General features: G+C 51.9%; 14 protein-coding genes and 1 pseudogene. 12 read left to right on the top strand and 3 right to left on the bottom strand.

What is annotated here, in order from left to right; all coding sequences use genetic code 11:
• The first annotated feature begins 594 nt into the window (after positions 1 to 594).
• The 7 genes and pseudogenes from ACLD72_RS25900 to ACLD72_RS25870 all read left to right on the top strand — a co-directional run bounded on the left by ACLD72_RS25900 (position 595) and on the right by ACLD72_RS25870 (position 8,908).
• Complete coding sequence (locus ACLD72_RS25900; RefSeq protein ID WP_411001210.1) at positions 595 to 2,412, top strand: sensor histidine kinase; 1,818 nt, start codon at positions 595 to 597, stop codon at positions 2,410 to 2,412.
• Complete coding sequence (locus tag ACLD72_RS25895) at positions 2,387 to 3,661, top strand: response regulator (RefSeq protein WP_411001212.1); 1,275 nt, start codon at positions 2,387 to 2,389, stop codon at positions 3,659 to 3,661. The genes ACLD72_RS25900 and ACLD72_RS25895 overlap by 26 nt, the downstream gene beginning before the upstream one ends.
• Before the next feature lie 86 nt (positions 3,662 to 3,747).
• Complete coding sequence (locus ACLD72_RS25890; RefSeq protein WP_411001214.1) at positions 3,748 to 4,689, top strand: carbohydrate ABC transporter permease; 942 nt, start codon at positions 3,748 to 3,750, stop codon at positions 4,687 to 4,689.
• Positions 4,690 to 5,532, top strand: coding sequence for a carbohydrate ABC transporter permease (locus tag ACLD72_RS25885; RefSeq protein ID WP_411001216.1), 843 nt, complete (start codon positions 4,690 to 4,692; stop codon positions 5,530 to 5,532).
• Between the two features lie 42 nt (positions 5,533 to 5,574).
• Positions 5,575 to 6,924 carry an ABC transporter substrate-binding protein gene (locus ACLD72_RS25880; protein WP_411001218.1) on the top strand — a complete coding sequence of 450 codons (1,350 nt, stop codon included), beginning with the start codon at positions 5,575 to 5,577 and terminating at the stop codon, positions 6,922 to 6,924.
• Between the two features lie 37 nt (positions 6,925 to 6,961).
• Positions 6,962 to 7,867, top strand: a pseudogene (locus ACLD72_RS25875) (glycoside hydrolase 43 family protein); the annotation flags it as partial.
• A gap of 144 nt (positions 7,868 to 8,011) precedes the next feature.
• A complete protein-coding gene (locus ACLD72_RS25870) occupies positions 8,012 to 8,908 on the top strand; it encodes a beta-xylosidase family glycoside hydrolase (RefSeq protein WP_458476223.1) in 897 nt (298 codons plus the stop codon).
• 423 nt (positions 8,909 to 9,331) lie between these two features.
• Here ACLD72_RS25870 and ACLD72_RS25865 read toward each other — a convergent pair whose 3' ends face one another.
• Positions 9,332 to 9,979, bottom strand: coding sequence for a transcriptional regulator (locus ACLD72_RS25865; protein WP_411001219.1), 648 nt, complete (start codon positions 9,977 to 9,979; stop codon positions 9,332 to 9,334).
• 450 nt (positions 9,980 to 10,429) lie between these two features.
• On the opposite strand from ACLD72_RS25865, the gene ACLD72_RS25860 reads away from it, so the two are divergent.
• From ACLD72_RS25860 to ACLD72_RS25840, 5 genes are all read left to right on the top strand, one after another.
• Positions 10,430 to 11,071 (top strand): stage V sporulation protein AA, encoded by a 642-nt coding sequence (locus tag ACLD72_RS25860; RefSeq protein ID WP_411001221.1) that lies wholly within the window; start codon positions 10,430 to 10,432, stop codon positions 11,069 to 11,071.
• Entirely contained in the window at positions 11,071 to 11,493 is a 423-nt protein-coding gene (locus tag ACLD72_RS25855; protein WP_411001223.1) for a stage V sporulation protein AB, read from the top strand. The genes ACLD72_RS25860 and ACLD72_RS25855 overlap by 1 nt, the downstream gene beginning before the upstream one ends.
• A gap of 32 nt (positions 11,494 to 11,525) precedes the next feature.
• Positions 11,526 to 13,172, top strand: a complete 1,647-nt coding sequence (locus tag ACLD72_RS25850) for a spore germination protein (RefSeq protein ID WP_397334044.1) — start codon at positions 11,526 to 11,528, stop codon at positions 13,170 to 13,172.
• A 113-nt stretch (positions 13,173 to 13,285) separates the two neighbouring features.
• Entirely contained in the window at positions 13,286 to 14,614 is a 1,329-nt protein-coding gene (gene lysA, locus ACLD72_RS25845) for a diaminopimelate decarboxylase (protein WP_411001397.1), read from the top strand.
• A gap of 146 nt (positions 14,615 to 14,760) precedes the next feature.
• Complete coding sequence (locus tag ACLD72_RS25840) at positions 14,761 to 15,195, top strand: peptidylprolyl isomerase (protein WP_411001225.1); 435 nt, start codon at positions 14,761 to 14,763, stop codon at positions 15,193 to 15,195.
• A 91-nt stretch (positions 15,196 to 15,286) separates the two neighbouring features.
• Here the strand turns inward: ACLD72_RS25840 and ACLD72_RS25835 are convergent, their stop codons facing one another.
• Both ACLD72_RS25835 and ACLD72_RS25830 read right to left on the bottom strand, forming a co-directional pair.
• Positions 15,287 to 15,736 carry a phage holin family protein gene (locus ACLD72_RS25835; RefSeq protein ID WP_458476220.1) on the bottom strand — a complete coding sequence of 150 codons (450 nt, stop codon included), beginning with the start codon at positions 15,734 to 15,736 and terminating at the stop codon, positions 15,287 to 15,289.
• Between the two features lie 77 nt (positions 15,737 to 15,813).
• Positions 15,814 to 17,637: a DNRLRE domain-containing protein gene (locus ACLD72_RS25830; protein ID WP_411001229.1), complete on the bottom strand. Its 1,824-nt coding sequence runs from the start codon at positions 17,635 to 17,637 to the stop codon at positions 15,814 to 15,816.
• Positions 17,638 to 17,673 lie beyond the last annotated feature (36 nt).

Below are 17,673 nucleotides of genomic sequence, written 5' to 3'. Positions count from 1 at the left end.
TGCCACACTTCCACATTAGGAGAATTTTTTTTACTTGGGAAGACCAAATCCTGGAAAGTGCTTGAACTTTTTCGTTCCCTTTAATTCCTAACGTTTCATGTTAGATTTTACGCATGGCTAGTGTAAAAAAGGTCCTTATTTTCGTAAGAAAAGGGAATACGGCCTAAATAGAGGGATTTTTTACCGCTATGTATAGAAATTTGAGGTCATATGGCGTTTTTTTAAGCTCGTTTCTCAAATAAGGCCTTAAAATTCCGCTATTTTGCATGATCGGGAAGAATTACAAAAATAGCGCCATAAAATACTGCTATTTGCAGCATCAGTAACTGCTTCCCGTCACCATTCACACATCAGAGGACCGCCTGGGCAAAATTCTCGGCGGTTTTTTGGTGTTTTGGTGTTTTGGTGTTATGGTGTTATGGTGTTATGTGCATTATCATTGAATTTTGTTGGCCTTATGTTAAACTCATGGATTGACCGGCGGCTTTAGCAACGGCTGCCGTTGCAAAAAAATGACAGCGCTTTCCTTGTGGGGGTCACGGGCCGGCTGCTGATAATAATGATCTCCCTATTTTCCTGGAGAGGAGACAAGCTATGAAAAGATTTTTTGCCGATCGGCCGATTCAGTCCAAGCTGCTGATTTCTTTTTTGCCGATATTGGTGTTGTCGGTGGCGATGACCGGATGGTTTTCTTACCTTTCGGTTGCAGGCAGGCTGCAGCAGACGACTTATTATTCGCTGTCCGATCTGGTCCAGCAAACCTCGCTGTTTCTGGACGACAAATTCGCCACAGTGTTTGAGCAACTGGTGAGCATAGAGGACCATCCTTCGTTTCGCAGCATTTTGGCGGGGGAAGGGCAAGGCTACGACCAGCGCCGCTATGACGACATCATTGGGCTGCACGACCGCTTCGAGGAGGTTTACCATACTTATTTTCAGATGATCGATTCAATCTATGTTGGCTTCAACAATGGACGTTCGTTCAATTTGCAAAAAGAATTCGTCCCCCGCCGGGTCAGCGCGGACCTTGCCGATTGGGTGGGCGAATATCAGCAGGCCGAACGCGGTTATTACTGGTTGAACAGCCATCGGGACGGGGTGTTTGATACGGTGGAGTCGCGAAAGGTGCTGAGCAATTTCAAAATCATCGGCACGCCAAGCTCGGAAGTCAGCGGACTGATTCTGATTAACTTACGGGAAAGTTATTTTCGCGACATTATGGAAAACGTCAAAATCAGCCCCAGCGGTACGCTGGCGCTGATCAGCCCGGATGGGACGCTGTTCTCCAAGCCGCTGGACGAGCGTTACGAAGTTGCGGAGGAGACGATCGCAAGGCTGCGGTCACTGGCCGGAGAACGGGGGAGCCTGACCGCGCGGAGCCTCAAGGGGGAGAACTTGACCATCGCCTACGATACGCTGCCGCTTAATCAGTGGGTGCTGGCGGCGATCGTGCCGGAACGCGATATTTTGGCGGGCGTCCATTCGATTAAATACATATCTTTTGGCATTACGCTCATCGTCCTGCTTGTGTTTGTCGTCGTGGCCGCCTGGGTGGCCCGCAAGCTGACGGATCCGATCCGTTACTTGTCCAAACAGGTGAGACGTTTCGAGCAGGGCAATCTGCAAGTGAATTTTCAACTGAATGAGCGCAACGAAATCGGGGTGCTGGCGAACGGCCTGGCCAGTCTGTCGGAAACGGTCCGGCAACTGCTGCAGGAGGTCCGCGATCAAGAACGGCAAAAACGGCGTATCGAGCTGCATGCTTTGCAGGCGCAAATACAGCCGCATTTTTTGTACAACACCCTCTGTTCGATCAAGCATCTAATTGACTTACGGGAAAAGGAGAAAGCGTCGGAAATGGTCGCGGCGCTGACCCGGTTTTTCCGCATTGGCATCAGCAAAGGAAAAGAGGTCATTCCGATCGGTGAAGAAATCGAACACGTCCGCAGTTATTTGCAAATTCTACACCTGCGCTACAGCAAAGATTTCGAGTTTAGGATTGAAGTGGCGGACGAGCTGCTCACGTTATCCATCCCCAAGCTGACGCTGCAGCCGCTGGTGGAAAACGCGATTTACCACGGCATCAAAACGAAACGGGGCCGGGGAATCGTTTCCATAACCGGACGCCGGATGGGCGATAAAGCAATCCTGGAAGTGTACGACAACGGCTCGGGAATCGCCCCGGACAAGCTGGTCCGGCTAGCGGGTTCTATCCGGGCTGATAGAATCGACGAGGCCGAAGAGCCGATCACTTATGGTCTGCGCAATTGCCACAGACGGCTGGCGCTGCATTTTGGCGCTCCGTACGGTCTCAAATTGGAAAGCGTGCACGGGGAATACACCCGGGTGACCGTTGAATTGCCTTTTACGGAGAAGGGGGAGGAATATGACAGTGAAGCTGCTGATTGCTGACGATGATGAGTGGATTTGTGAAGGGCTGAAGCGCAATATCGATTGGAGCGGCGCGGGGGTGGAGGTGGTCGGCACGGCCTCTGACGGCGAAGCCGCCTGGGAGCTGGCGCTTGAGCTGACGCCGGACATCGTGCTGACGGATATCCGCATGCCTTTTATGGACGGGCTGGAGCTTGCCGCGAAATTGCGGGAACTGAGCCCGCGGGTGAAAACGATTTTCCTCACGGGTTACGACGATTTTAACTACGCCAAACAGGCGCTGAATTTGCAGGCATTTGACTACATTATGAAATACGAGGACAATGGAAAAATTTTGCAAACGGTCGTTGCCGCCGGAGAGCGATTGGTCCGGGAACGGCTGGAGGAGGAAAAGCTTAGCAAAAGCCGTACTCTGATGGAAAATCAGTTGTTCGCCCATCTGTTTGAAGGCTGCTTCAACGGGGAGTGGGTGCTTAGCGAGCTGGAGCTTTTGGGCTTGGAGCTGTGCGGGAATTATTTTCAGGTGGCTGTCATCCGGCCGGAAAATTTGACGCGTTACTCCAGATCCGGCGATTACGAGGAAATCGACCTGTTATTGTTCTCCATCCGCAATATATGTACGGAGTTATTGATGGACGGCGGAGAGGGCTGCGCCTGGCCGCAGTGCTTCTTCGCGGTTTACAACCGGCAGGCGAATTTGATCTTCTGCTTGCCCGAGCCTGGCGCCACGGGTGGCCTGCTGTCCGTGCTGGAGCGGACGCGGCGGGCGCTTGCGCAGGTGCTGAAAATTCCGTTCAGCATCGGGTGCGGCGAATGTTTTGCGGGGTATGGCGGTATCGCCGCATCATACCGTGAAGCGCTGGCGGCGGTTCAGATTCGGGCGGTGGCCGGTGAGGCGGGGGTGTTCGTCAGCGGGGAGATTTTGCCGCAGCAAAGCTCGCATCAGGTGTTGCTGAAAAAGATGGAAACCTACATTCACGCTCATCTCTGCGACGAGAGTCTGAATCTCACGGCCATCGCTGCCGCGGTGCACATCTCGCCCCCCTACGTCAGCACATTGTTCAAAAAATACAAACATGTCAACCTGGTCGACTACATCATTTCGGCGCGAATGGAGCGGGCGGCGGAAATGCTGGTTAAAACCGATTACAAAGCGTATGAAATTGCCGATAAGACAGGTTACCCGAACTCGCATTATTTCAGCGTCCTGTTTAAAAAGCATCACGGGCTCTCCCCGACGGATTACCGGAAGAAGCACCAGCCATTTTAATCATTTAAAGAAAACAAACATTGTTTATAAAATAATGAATTCCGCCGCTTCTGGGTCTGGATTACGATAGACGCGGAGGTGCTGTTATGGAGACAACAAGACCGGCGCAAGGCGCGGGCCCGGCAGCGGCTGCGGGCCTGACGCGGAGAAGCAGGAAAAAGGAGAGGTATCTGCCTTACCTTTTTATCGCGCCGACGCTGCTGCTGATCGCAGGGGTGATGATTTTTCCCATCCTGCGCGTGTTTGACCTCAGCCTGCAGAGCTACGATTTCACTCGTCTGCATGAGGCGGGGTATATCGGCCTGGCTAACTTTCGCCGTATTTTTACGGAGGATGCGTTGTTTTACGAATCGCTGGGCATCACCGTCAAATGGGTGCTGCTGGAGGTGGTGCTGCAGCTGATATTTGGGCTGATCGTCGCTTTGCTGCTCAATGAGAGCTTCAAGCTGCGCGGGCTGGTGCGCTCGCTCGTGCTGATTCCGTGGGCGGTGTCCGGGGTGCTGACGACGATGTTGTGGTCGCTGATGTATAACCAGCATATCGGGGTCATCAACGATCTGCTGATGCGGCTAGGTCTGATCCAGGAAAATATCGCCTGGCTGGCCAACACGGACACGGTGTTCGGCTCCGTGATCGTGGCCGAGCTGTGGCGGGGTATTCCGTTTTTCGCGATCACATTGCTCGCCGCACTGCAGACGATTCCCCGCGAAGTGTACGAATCCTGCGAAGTGGATGGCGCGGGCAGGTTCCGCAAGCTGCTGTATATCACGCTGCCGTATTTGAAGGAATCGATCGTGTTCGCCACTTTGCTGCGGGCGATTTGGGAATTCAACTCGATCGATATGATTTTCACCATGACCAGCGGCGGACCGATGAATATGACGACAACGCTGCCGATTTACATGATGAAGACGGCGATTCTGGATGGGAACTACGGATATGGTTCGGCGCTTGGAGTCGTCACCTTCCTGCTGCTGCTGGTGTTTGTCATCGTTTACTTGAGACTAAACCGATCGGAGGCGGTGTAAATGAGCCGGCGATGGGGCCGTATCGGGGCCAGAATGCTGCTGTTTTATGTCCCGCTGGCATTAACGCTGCTGTTTGTGCTCATCCCGTTTTTATGGGCGCTGTCGACTTCACTGAAGCGGGAGTCCGATGTCATAAGCAGCGCGGTTTCTTACATACCGCATCCGATGACACTGGCGAATTACGCAAAAGTGTGGACGCAGAACAATTTCTCCGGCTATTTTCTCAACAGTTTGCTGGTGTCGGTGGTGTCGGTCGCGGTGATCACCGTACTGGCTTTGCTGAACGGTTATGCGCTGAGCCGCTTCAAGTTCCGGGGGCGGGGCGCGTTCATGCTGGTTTTGCTGGCCACGCAAATGATGCCGGTGATCCTGTTCGTCATTCCGCTGTTTCTCATTTTCAAAAATTTAGGACTGATCAACTCGCCGCTGTCGCTTATCCTGTTTTACATCGTGTCACAGGTGCCGTTCAACACGATCCTGATGCGCGGGTTCATCTCCGGCACGCCGCAGGAAATCGACGAGGCGGCGATGGTCGACGGGGCCGGGCGGATGCGGATTATCTTCTCCATCATCACGCCGATCGTGCTGCCGGGGATCGTGGCGACGAGCGCGTTTGCGTTTATCGGCGTCTGGAACGAATTTTTGGTCGCTTTTTCCTTTATTACGACGCCTGAGCGTTTTACGATTCCGATCGGGCTGAAATTTATGATCGGCGAATTCAGCGTTGAGTACGCCTCGCTTGCGGCGGGCAGCATCATCGGACTTATCCCGCCGGTACTGCTGTTCATGTATATCCAGCGCTATTTGATCCAGGGCCTTGGCGGCGGCGCGGTTAAAGGTTAGTCCGGGCCGCTGCGCCAAATCTATTTTACAGGGGGAACAAGTATGAAAAAAGCATTTCGATTTCGGGCAATTATTTTGTTAACGTTTTCAATTATGCTGCTGCTTGCCGGCTGTGGGAACGCGGCTCAAAACGGGGCTGGGGAGTCCGGCGACGGAGTGCAGGGGGAGGGCGTTGGGCAAACGAAAATCAGCTTTTGGGCGGCGGCGGTGACTCCGGAGCGCAACGCTTTTTTTGAACAAATTATTCAGGAGTTTGAAGAGCAGAATCCGGATATCGAGGTGGACTATCTCGGGGTCCCGGGGGATTTGTCCGCTTATCAGCAAAAGGTCAATGTGGCGATTTCCGCCGGACAGGCGCCTGATATTATGAACGATTTCGAGGCCAATTTGATTACCCGCGATGTGCTAGAACCGCTGGACGATTATTTTGCGGCTTGGGAAGACAAGGATTTGATTTCGCCGGAGATCATTGCGAGCAACCGGAAGCTGGATGCGAAAGAAGGCAAACTGTACGCGCTGCCCTACAGCTCGCAGACGTGGAATTTGTGGGTGCGGCCGGACTGGTTTAAGGAAGCCGGAATTGCGCTGCCGGAAACTTGGCCGGACTTTTTTAGCGCGGTGGAGAAGCTCACGGATAAGGGAAAGGGCCGTTACGGGCTTAGCATCCGCGGCGGGGCGGGCAGCGCCAATACGCTGGAGATGCTGATGTATTCTTATTCGGGCATTACCGATTATTTTACCGCGGACGGCAAACCTACGATCAATGACCCGCTGCATGTGGAATTCGTCGAAAAATATTTGGGCGCCTACAACGTCTACACCCCGGAAGACGACCTGAACAAAGGCTGGGTCGAACTGGCGGCCACGTTTCAGTCGGATAAGACGGCGATCGTCGTGCACAACCTTGGCTCGGCCAGCTCGCATGAAAAGGCGTTTGGCGGAGACCGCAATAAATTCGCCGCGGTTCCTTTTCCGGCTAGCGTGAAAGGGTATAGGGAGCATCCGGGCCTTGCGCCGCTGGGGCTGACAATGTCAAAATCGGCGCAGCACAAGGACGCGGTGTGGAAATTTATGACCTTCTACCTGTCGCATGACATCAACAGCCGTTACTCCAAGCTATATGGGGAAATTCCCGCCAACAAGGAAGCAGCGCAGGATACTTGGGTGCAGGAGATTCCGTACATGAAATCGGCTGCCGAGCTGCTGAACTCCCCGGACACGAAGTTTGCTGACACACCTTATTATTTGCCGGGTTACGGCAATGTGCAAAAAGCGGTGGAGCCGCTGATTCAGAAGACGATGGCCAAACGGATGAGCGCCCAGGAACTGCTTGACGAGTGGGCGGACCTGCTGGCTAAGGAAAAAGCGAGCTACGATCAATCCGCCAAATGAAAGGGCGGAGGTCATTAGGCGATTGGAGGAACGTTTGATGAACATTCATGAGATCGGCCGGCGGGGCTGGGTTCCCGACCAGGGGGACGGGACGTACCGGAATCCGATCATTTACGCGGATTATTCCGACCCTGATATCATCGTGGTTCATGACGAATTTTATATGGTCTCGTCGAGCTTCAATCATATGCCTGGCTTGCCGCTGCTGCATTCCCGCGATCTGGTCAATTGGACCATCATTAATCATGTGGTTCCGAGTTTTGATTGGCCCGGATATGACCGCATGCAGCATGGGAAAGGCATCTGGGCGCCGAGCCTGCGGTATCATGACGGGAAGTTTTGGGTGTTTTTCAGCACGCCGGATGAAGGGATTTTTATGTGCCAAGCCGCCGATCCGTCCGGGAAGTGGACCGTGCCCCATCTTGTACGCGCAGCTAAAGGCTGGATCGACCCTTGTCCGTTCTGGGACGAGGACGGTCAGGCCTACTTGGTGCATGCCTTCGCCTTCAGCCGCTCCGGCCGCAAGCATCTGCTGCAGCTTTTCCGCATGGCGCCGGACGGAACTCGGCTGCTGGATGAAGGGCGGATCATTATCGACGGCACGGTGGATCATCCGACGCTCGAGGGCCCGAAAATGTATAAACGGGGCGGGTATTACTATATTTTTGCCCCGGCGGGCGGTGTGGAGAACGGCTGGCAGAGCGTATTCAGAGCGAGGTCGATTGACGGGCCGTATGAAGACAAAATCGTGCTGCATCAAGGCGGGACGAATGTCAACGGCCCGCATCAGGGAGGCTATGTGGAGCTTGAATCCGGCGAGTCTTGGTTCGTTCATTTTCAGGACAAAGGCGCTTACGGGCGGATCGTTCATTTGCAGCCGATGCGTTGGGCCGACGATTGGCCTGTGATAGGCCGGGTTTCACCTGGTTCAGGCGGTGAACCGGGCGAATCCGGTGAAGCTGCTGGAGCAGGTGGGGGAGAGCTCGGTTTAGGTGAAGCAGGCGAGGGAGAGCTAGGTAATGGTGGGCCAGGTGGGTGTGAGTTAGGTGAGAGTGCGCCCGTTGCTGGAGAACTCGGTGTAGGAGAAGTGGGTAAGGGAGAGCTAGGTGATTGTGGATTAGACGAGTGTGCGCTCGGTGAGTGCGGGCAAGGTGCGATTGCGCTAGGTGAAAATAAGCTGCACAAGAGTGGCCCCGGCGAGCCGGTGGAGCGTTGGAGCAAACCGCGGACGCGGGCGGTGTTATCCGGCAGCGTGAATCCGGATATTCCGCAGACCTCGGATGATTTTCGCGCGGCAGCGCTGGGTTTGCAGTGGCAGTGGCAGGCCAATCCGCGGACAGAGTGGTATAAGCTGCGGCCGGAGGCGGGAAGCCTCCGCCTTTACGCGCTGCCGCTGCCGAACGGATGCGAGCGTCTGTACGACGTGCCGCAGTTGCTGCTGCAGAAGTTTCCGGCGCCCGCCTTTAGGGCGACAACGCAGCTGACGCTGGAACACGTTACGCTGGATAGCCGGGCGGGGCTTGTCGTGTTCGGCCGGCGGGCGATGGCACTGCTGCTTAGGCCGCTTGGGGACGGGAGTTTCCTGCTCGAGCAGGCCGCCTCGGAAAGCGGTCAGCCGGACGTAATCGTCGCGGCGGTGGCGGTGAATACCGCTGGGTTTGTGCTGCAAGCCGTCGTACAAGAGCCGGGGCACTGCCGGTTCAGATACAGCCTGGACGGCGGCCGGCAGTTTATGGACATCGGCGAGCCGTTTATCGCCGAGAGAGGCGCGTGGGTCGGGGCGAAAGTGGGGATCTGCGCGTTTGAGGCGACTCAGGCTGACCGGTCGAGCCGGGCGTCCCAGGCGTCCCAGGAGAGTCCAGGATCCCGGGAAGGTCCAGGATCCCGGGGAGGTTGGACGGCGCTATGGTCGAGAACCGCTTGCCCCGATTCAGATTCATTGCCCTGCGCCGATTTTAAGGGCTTCGATATTCGAGTCATTTGAATAGCGGCCGGATCGATGCCACAAGGGCTTTGATTAAACTCTAATAGTACTTTAGGTGCGCTTACTTGGATCAAATCAGGTAGTTTCGTGTATAATGGATTTCTAACGGTTGTCATCGCCGTTAAATCGCTGATTTTACGTGTTTTAAAAATCTAACGGATGCCACCGGCGTTATTTCAGCTATTTTAGTCTGTTAAGGGTGGTTATGGCACAAATAGCGTCGATTACATCCGTTAGAAGTTCAGATGCCTCATTTTTGCGGGAATAGCGCTTGTGGCAACCGTTAGAGCATTGCAGTAAGAGCATTGCAGTAAGAACAGCCTTAAACCAAGAGCATTGCAGTAAGAGCAGCATTACAACAAGAGCATCACAGCCAAAGCATCACAGCCAAAGCAACACAGCAAGAACATGGCAGCAAGAGCATTAAAGGATGTTCCTTAGCCGATATGTGCGGTATCGTTGGTTTCCGCTGGCGACCATCAGCAGTTTCTTGTTTACCAGTGAACGGAGGACAATCCTCGTGCGGTTTTCCGACAGGTGCAGATGTGCAGCCAGTTCACGAGTTTCAAATGCGCGCAGTAATCTGCGTCCGAACCGCAATGTTTCCGCTTCTGCCCAGCTTAGTTCGGAAGGGGTGTCCATAGCCAAAAATTTTCCGACAAAAGAAAGGACCAGTTGCTTGCACATTCCGGGATCATCACGTATGGACAAGTAAGCGATAGGCAGGAAATACCAATCTTCAAGAACGAGCAAAGCTTGTTTCATACATAAGTCTTTAAATCGGGAGACCTCTACGTCCCGGGCATGGGAGCGATAACCGTGAATTTCAATACACCCTTTGGCGCCGCCGGGCATATAGGCAAGATCGAGATAGCGGTAGCTGTTGTTAAAGTCCCGTACCTCATATTCGGGATATAAATGATCAAGACTTCCAATGGCCGGGAACCAGATACTGCGCAAAAAATAGACCGTTCCATGACCTAATCCCCCCTGCAACAATTCTCTTCTTCTTGGGCTTTTCTCTTCGGCAATTTGCTTTCCTAGCCAATCATCATAGACCCCTTCAAACAAAGCATCTGCACCACCTTAACTTATGGAATCAAACAAAAAGCCGCCCTGACAGACAACCCGAACAGAGTTGTATGGTCAGAGCGGCATGTGCTTCACACCGTTTTTTTCAAAGTATCATATTTTGAGCAGTTCATCAAGCAGGTCGAAGTTTGGGTTAAGTCTATGTGTGAATTTTATTTCTACAGCGGCGGAAGCGCTGAGCAAAATGGCACAGCAGCTGCAGGATCTCATCGGCAAGTTTAAACTGTAAAAAAGTATGGACCAAATCGGGGTACAGCGGGTTTTCCCGTATCCGGTTCCGGATTAATACAGGATCATCCCTCCCGGATGGTCCTGTTCATTTAAAGCGACGGTCCGGTACGTTCCACGGCTTAGCACTCCCGCCAAAGAGTAAACCGTCCCCTCCCATGGCATACTATGGGCAATACGTTAGTGAAGGGGTGAAACGGTTTGGAGAAGGATGCCGCTTCTGCCGTCTATTTGCGTCTTCGCAAGCAAGCGGGGTTGCCAGCCGGGGTTCCGATCCGGCTGGGGGATGTGGCCAGCGTACTGGCGGATTCCGGGCTTGAACGAAGGCTGCTGGAGCTGGTGCTGATCCGTCCGGAGCAACGTGACGGAAATCTGATCGTGATCGACATGATGCTGGTGATTTCCGTGATCCGGGAGCATTTTCCCGCTTTGCGCGTCGAATTGATCGGCGAACCCCAGGTGCTTGTCGAGATGGTCAAAAAGGAGAAAAAGCCTTCGCTGATCTTGTTTTGTTTCGTATGGCTGCTGCTGTTTTTCGGAGCCGCGCTGACGATCATGAACTTTCATGCGGATGTGAGCATGCCGGAGGTGCAGGTGCGGATCGTGGAAATGCTTACCGGCGAGCGGGACGAGCATCCTTACCTGTTCCAGGGAGCCTATTCCCTTGGTATCGGCTTGGGGATGATCGTCTTTTTCAATCACTTGTTCAAGAAAAAATGGAACGAAGAGCCTACCCCGCTGGAAGTGGAAATGTTTTTGTATCAAGAAAATTTGAATCAATACGTCATCGCCGAGGAATACCACAAAATGCATCAAACCGGCGCGCCTAAGGAGAAGTCCTGATGACCCCCTTAACCGCGGGAGTGGCCGTTTTTATCGGCCTCTCGGGAGGCATCGCCGTCGGGGCAGGCATGATCGCATTTTTTATTGTGCTGGACATCATCCCCAGGTTGGCACAGCTCACGAACTCTTACGGTAAAGTTCATTGGTATGAAGGCGCGATGGTGAGCGGGGCTTTTTTGGGAACGGTCGCCGATTTCTGGAATTGGAAGATGGCCGGCTCCTGGACGGCCGAAGGGCTCGTTGGCCTGATGAACGGGATCTTCGTCGGCATGCTGGCGGCGGCCTTGACCGAGGTGCTCAATGTCCTGCCGATTTTGGCCAAACGCTTGCATATGCAGCGTTATTTATTTGGACTCATGCTGGCTATGGTGTTCGGCAAGATGGCGGGTTCTTTATTTGAATGGTTCATTTACGGACCTTAACTTTGATAGCAAGGAGGTTGACCGGTACAATGATGGAAAATGAACAAAACGGACCGAGGCAAGCTGATGCGGACCATCCGCAGGTGATTCCGGATTTCGTTCCCGGTGAAGAGGAGAATGTGCTCGTCAGCGATCACTATCCGGAGAGCAGAACGGAATATCGGAAAAAGGAGATGGAACGGTCCGATAACATCAGGGAATCGATCATATACTGGCAGAAAAGTGACAACATCAGCAGAAGCTTGTCCACGACGAAACATACGCTGAAGGAAGTCGTCGGCCTGGGCGAAAGCTTTGACATTGTAATCCGGGACATGACTTTTGGCGGAAAAAGCACGTCTTTGTTTTTTATCAATGGTTTTGCCCGGACCGAGATCATGCAGCAAATTCTCATGCGCTTGACTTATCTGACTGCGGAAAATCTCACTGAGGGTGCGCTGCGTTCTTTTTTCGAGCTGTACATCCCCCATATTCAGGTGGAGAAGACGGACAAATTAAGCGATGCGATAAACAAAGCGCTGACCGGCATGAGCGTGTTGTTCATCGATGGGGAACAATACGCCGTGCTGATGGATACGCGCAGTTATCCGATCCGTAGCCCGGAGGAGCCGTCGCTGGAACGGGTCGTTCGCGGTGCCCGCGACGGATTCACCGAAACGCTAGTCACTAACATTACGCTGGTACGCCGCAGACTTCGCGACCCGGGGCTCAAGTTCGAAGTGATGAGCGTTGGGCGCCGTACGCGTACCGACGTTTGCATCGCCTATGTGGACGATATCGTCGATAAAACGCAGGTGGATTCGATACGCGAAAAAATCAAAGCGGTTAATATCGATGGTATCCCGCTGGCCGACAAGCAGCTGGAGGAGGCCATTGTTCACCGGGGCTGGAATCCATACCCGCTGGTGCGCTATTCGGAACGCCCCGATGTGGTCGCTTCCCATTTGATGGAGGGACGGGTTGTGGTGTTTGTGGACACTTCGCCTAGCGTGATGATTTTGCCCACGACCTTTTTCGATCTGTGCCAGCACGCGGAGGAAAACCGGCAAACGCCGTTTATGGGCACTTATTTGCGTTGGGTGCGCTTCTTCGGTATTCTGGCATCTTTGTTCCTGCTGCCGCTCTGGCTCCTGATCGTCGTTCATCCCGAATACAAACCGGCGATGCTCGCTTTTCTAGGACCGGAGAAGACTGCGAAAATCCCCTTGATCGGCCAGTTTCTCATCGTGGAATTCGGCGTCGATTTAATGCGGATGGCCGCGGTCCATACGCCGACCCCGCTGGCTTCCGCCATGGGCCTGATCGCGGCCATCCTGATCGGGGACATCGCCGTACAGACCGGCTTTTTCGTCAATGAAGTCGTCCTGTACATGGCCGTAGCGGCTATCGGGATGTTCGCGACGCCGAGTTATGAGCTGGGATTGGCCAACCGCATCATCCGGCTTGCTCTTTTGCTTGCGGTGGCGATATTTGGGGCGCCTGGATTCATTGTCGGGGTAACCGCGTTTATCGTGCTGCTGACGATGCGGCGTTCGTATAACGCTTCATATTTGTGGCCATTTATACCATTTAATGCAAAGGCCATGGCGGCCGTATTGGTCCGCGTTCCGGTCATGACTTCGAAGCAAAGACCGTCATTCAACAGAACGCGGGATAGCACGAGAATGCCGAAAAAATAAGGGTTATTGGCTTGTCTTGCACAAAATACAAATGTTATTCGAAAAAATCCATTTTTCAGCGCATCGGTTGTTTGCTATACTGGTGTAAAATTGAAAGTGGAGGACTGCATAGAATGTATTTACACGGTACCAGCAAAATCAACGCAAAAGGCCATCTCGAGATCGGCGGCTGCGACACAGTTGAGCTGAAACAACAATTCGGCACGCCGCTCTATATCGTAGATGAAGCACTTGTTCGGCAAAGATGCCGTGAATATATGGATGCTTTCCGGGCATCGGGGCTGTCCTTCCAGGTAGCTTACGCCAGCAAAGCGTTCTGTGTCATGGCGATGTGCCGGCTGGCCGAAGAGGAGGGATTGTCGCTTGACGTTGTCTCCGAAGGCGAATTGTTTACGGCTTTGCAAGCAGGCTTTCCCGCGCAGCGCATCCATTTTCATGGCAACAACAAGACATTGGATGAATTGGAAATGGCTATGTCCGCTGGCATCGGCTGTTTTGTAGCGGACAATTTCACCGAGCTCCACATGCTGCAGGCGCTTGCCGCAGAGAAGGGCACTAAGGTCAACGTGCTGCTGCGCGTGACGCCGGGCGTGGAAGCACACACGCATGAATATATTTCCACCGGGCAGACGGATTCCAAATTCGGATTCGACATTGGCAACGGTTCCGCGTTTGAAGCGGTGGAACTGGCTTCCCGGAGCCTTAATTTGAATCTGCTCGGGGTTCATTCCCATATCGGATCGCAAATTTTCGAAACGGAGGGCTTCCAGTTGGCCGTGGAGCGCGTTGCCGCGTTTGCGATGCAGGTGAAAGAGAAGCTGAACGTCGTATTTAAGGTGGTTAACTTGGGCGGCGGGTTCGGCATCCGTTATACGGAAGAAGACACTCCATTGAAGGTGGCGGACTACGTCCGCGCGATTACCGATGCGGTGAAGCAGCATTTTTCGAGTTATCCCGAGCTTCCGGAAATTTGGGTGGAACCGGGCCGGAGCATTGTCGGCGACGCCGGCACCACGCTGTACACGGTGGGAACCAGCAAGGACATCCCCGGCGTGCGCAAATATGTGGCGGTCGACGGCGGGATGACGGACAACCCGCGTCCGGCGCTGTACGAATCCAAATACGAAGCCATGCTGGCTAACCGTGCTTTTGATGAGAACGAGGAGACCGTGTCGATCGCCGGCAAATGCTGCGAAAGCGGCGATATGCTGATCTGGGACGTGGAGCTGCCGAAAGTGAATAGCGGCGACCTGCTTGCCGTCGCTTGCACGGGGGCGTACAACTACGCCATGGCCAGCAACTACAACCGGATTCGCCGTCCGGCGGTCGTGTTCGTCCAGGACGGGCAAAGCGACGTTGTCGTGAAGCGGGAATCACTGCAGGATCTGGTCGCGTGCGACGTGATTCCGGAGCGGATTTCGAAGCAACCGTCTTTGAAATAATCGGATCTTTTCTAAGCAGCGGGATCGGTTGCGTCTTTCCACCAGCGAAAGGCGGACCGATTCCGCTTTTTTGCGCGCCGGGCGTTTTTCTAGTAAACTGAAAGAGGTTTGTCTAAAGACGTTAAAGAAGAAGGGTGTGTAACGATATGAAAAAAGGGAAAATTGTTTTGGAAAAAGGCGGAGAGGTGGAAATTGAGTTTCTGCCGGAAGAAGCTCCAGGTACGGTAGCCAACTTCGAGAAGCTGGCCAACTCCGGTTTTTATAATGGATTGACGTTTCATCGCGTGATTCCGGGTTTCGTGGCGCAAGGCGGCTGCCCAATCGGCAATGGCACTGGCGGCCCCGGCTACACGATCAAATGTGAAACGGCAACCAATACGACGAAGCACGAACGCGGCGTTTTGTCGATGGCGCATGCCGGCAAAGACACGGGCGGCAGCCAGTTCTTCATCGTCTATGAACCGCAGCCGCATTTGAACGGGGTTCACACGGTATTCGGCAAAGTAACTTCAGGCATGGAGCTCGTGGATGAAATCCGCCCTGGTGACAAGATGAAGGAAGTTAGTGTTTGGGACGAGTAGACAAGTAATTAGCCCCTTCAAAGGATCAGTTCCTTTGAAGGGGTACTACAGTATTTCGAAAGTGATCACTCGCTCTAAAACGGCCAAATAGTCATTTATCTGCGCTTTCTTTATTTTTTAAAATGGCAATTTTATCTTTGATCACATCAGGTAGAGGCAAACCCAATCGTGCATAGTTTTCGGTTAAGGAAATTACCTCATTGGCATACCAAAAATAAATACTGGCGTTCATCACAATTTGGGTATTCATGACGATATCAATATGATTGGCAATTAAAACGGAAAGCATCATCAACCCCTTTTTTAGCAGCCCCCAAAAAGAAACGGAGCTTTTAATCCCCTTTTTTTCTTTGAGGCTGGCGAGCACTCCGGTCAGATAGTCCGATGCCATTAAAATAATGAGTAGGGTTATCACTGGACTCCAACCTCCATACGCCTTTGCGATCGAGCCGCCGATAAAGCCAACAGCTCCATAAAGTCCAACTTCACGGACTGTCAAAGGTTTTAAGTATAAGCCTATCGAATCTTTGATTTCGATCAATTTTAAGTATAAGTTCATTTCGAGCCCCTTTCATATATAAAAGCAAAAGACTCCCCGAAACGAGGAGCCTTTAAGAGTTAGTATATAAACCAGTATGAGCCGTTTGATTTACCTTTGATGAGAATTGAACTGTTCAAGTCGCTTACATCGCGCTTACGAATGCTGGCCAGTACACCCAGGTCGTTCAGACCGATAACTCTAGGCGCAATCGTTGAAGGCAAATCAGGCACATTGATGCGAATATCGGCTTCTTTTTCAACCTTCTGCTTTGCGATTAAAAAACCGGACAATTCATCAATTTGTCTTATGTCGATAGAAGCCTCCAGGTAATTTCTTTCTTTAACTAAAATTTCCCCATCGATTTGGGTCATATATTTGATCAGCATAGATGCCGGCAAATCAGGAGTATTAATTCGAATGATTGAATCTCTGTTACTGTAATAGGGAATATCAATCGTCGAATCTAGAGAGCTTTCACCTAAGGCTCTGACGGTTGCTTCTCCCCAAAGATCGGGCTTAGATATCATAATCTCGGATTCATAATCTTTATCGATTGTAGTCTTAACAGTCAGAGTGCCTTCCAAGAGATTGGCAGCTCGTTTATAGTTAGAGACGGTAATCGCTGCACCAATGTCCGGGCGAGTAACGAGTATGCCGCTATCAATTTCGCTTACTTCATTTCTTGCGACAGTTAAAATACTCCGCAAATGAGCATTGGGATCAACGTTCATCCAAGAATATAAATCAGGTACATTGATTGTGATGTCCGATTGGTAATCTTTGGGGATTTTGTTTGCGATCGTCAAAACAGCCCCAAGATATTCTTGCTTTCTGTGGGCGATAGTAACTTGGCCTAATACATCCGGTCTTGATGCTCCAATAGCTGCATTTTTTTCCTCGAACAAAGGGCTTTCATATCTGTGCACATATAAAGTGGATGGTAAATATTCTAGCCCAACGTCGCTATGTACCGTAAGATAACCGGTGATATCTTTATTGCCTTTGCCAATGATAAATATAGTCCCATCAAATTGGCTTCTGCCCAAACTATAAATTTGCGATGTAACATATTTTATAATAAGCAGCGGTGAATTTTGCGATTCTCGGGTAAAAAAGCTAAGCGTATTATTTTCGGGAGTTCGAATGATAAGTCCGTAATTAAGTAATTGTCCGGATTCCCATTGATTAGCAACATCCAGCAGGTCAAATTCAATGTATCTCTCTTTTGTATTGATTGTATAAGCACTGCCCAGTAATCGTGTGGAGTAAGGCTTATTGGCATGAGTAACACCCATTTCCCGCCATATCGTATTGGGTTGATGTAATTCGATAAGAGAGCCTGCAGGAAATTCAATATAATATAGCCTGAGCTTGGCGCTTTCGATTAGTTTCAAATCAGGAATGCGATCGGATAGCTCGCCAAAGTGAATAAAAGACTCAAATGATTCTTCGTCATTTTTACCTGTGAGCATACTTTTCATGTCGCCATAGTTGATGGTTCGCAAATCTTCTCTTGATCTTGTCGAAGCGTCCGCAATGGGAGTCAGACCGACTTCTTTTCTCGGAGCTTCCAATAATTCGAATTTACCAAATAGGCGATTATAAGGTCTAACTTGTATAGCGGCTTCCAGGTATTCGCCAGCTATTGCCTCAATGAACGACTCTATGTCATCATTCCCGCGATACATCACCTGCAACGAAGCGGGAAGGTCGGAATTCTTAAGTGTACGGATAGAAATGACACTGTTTAAGCCTTCTTCATCCGGCTTCATGACGACAAGTTCAGACTCAAGTTCCTTCTCTTGAGGGATGTAAAGCTTATACTTGCCTGTGACTTTGTTGGAAAGTCTGTCTTTTACTCTAACTTCGCCGGTTAACTCAAAATTATGATATTCATCCAATCATTTCACCCACTCACCTCATTGTATTGAGATTTA

Source organism: Paenibacillus lacisediminis (assembly GCF_046567315.2).
Note: the sequence above shows the minus strand (reverse complement) of the source record. Positions and strands in the feature narration are given on the sequence as shown.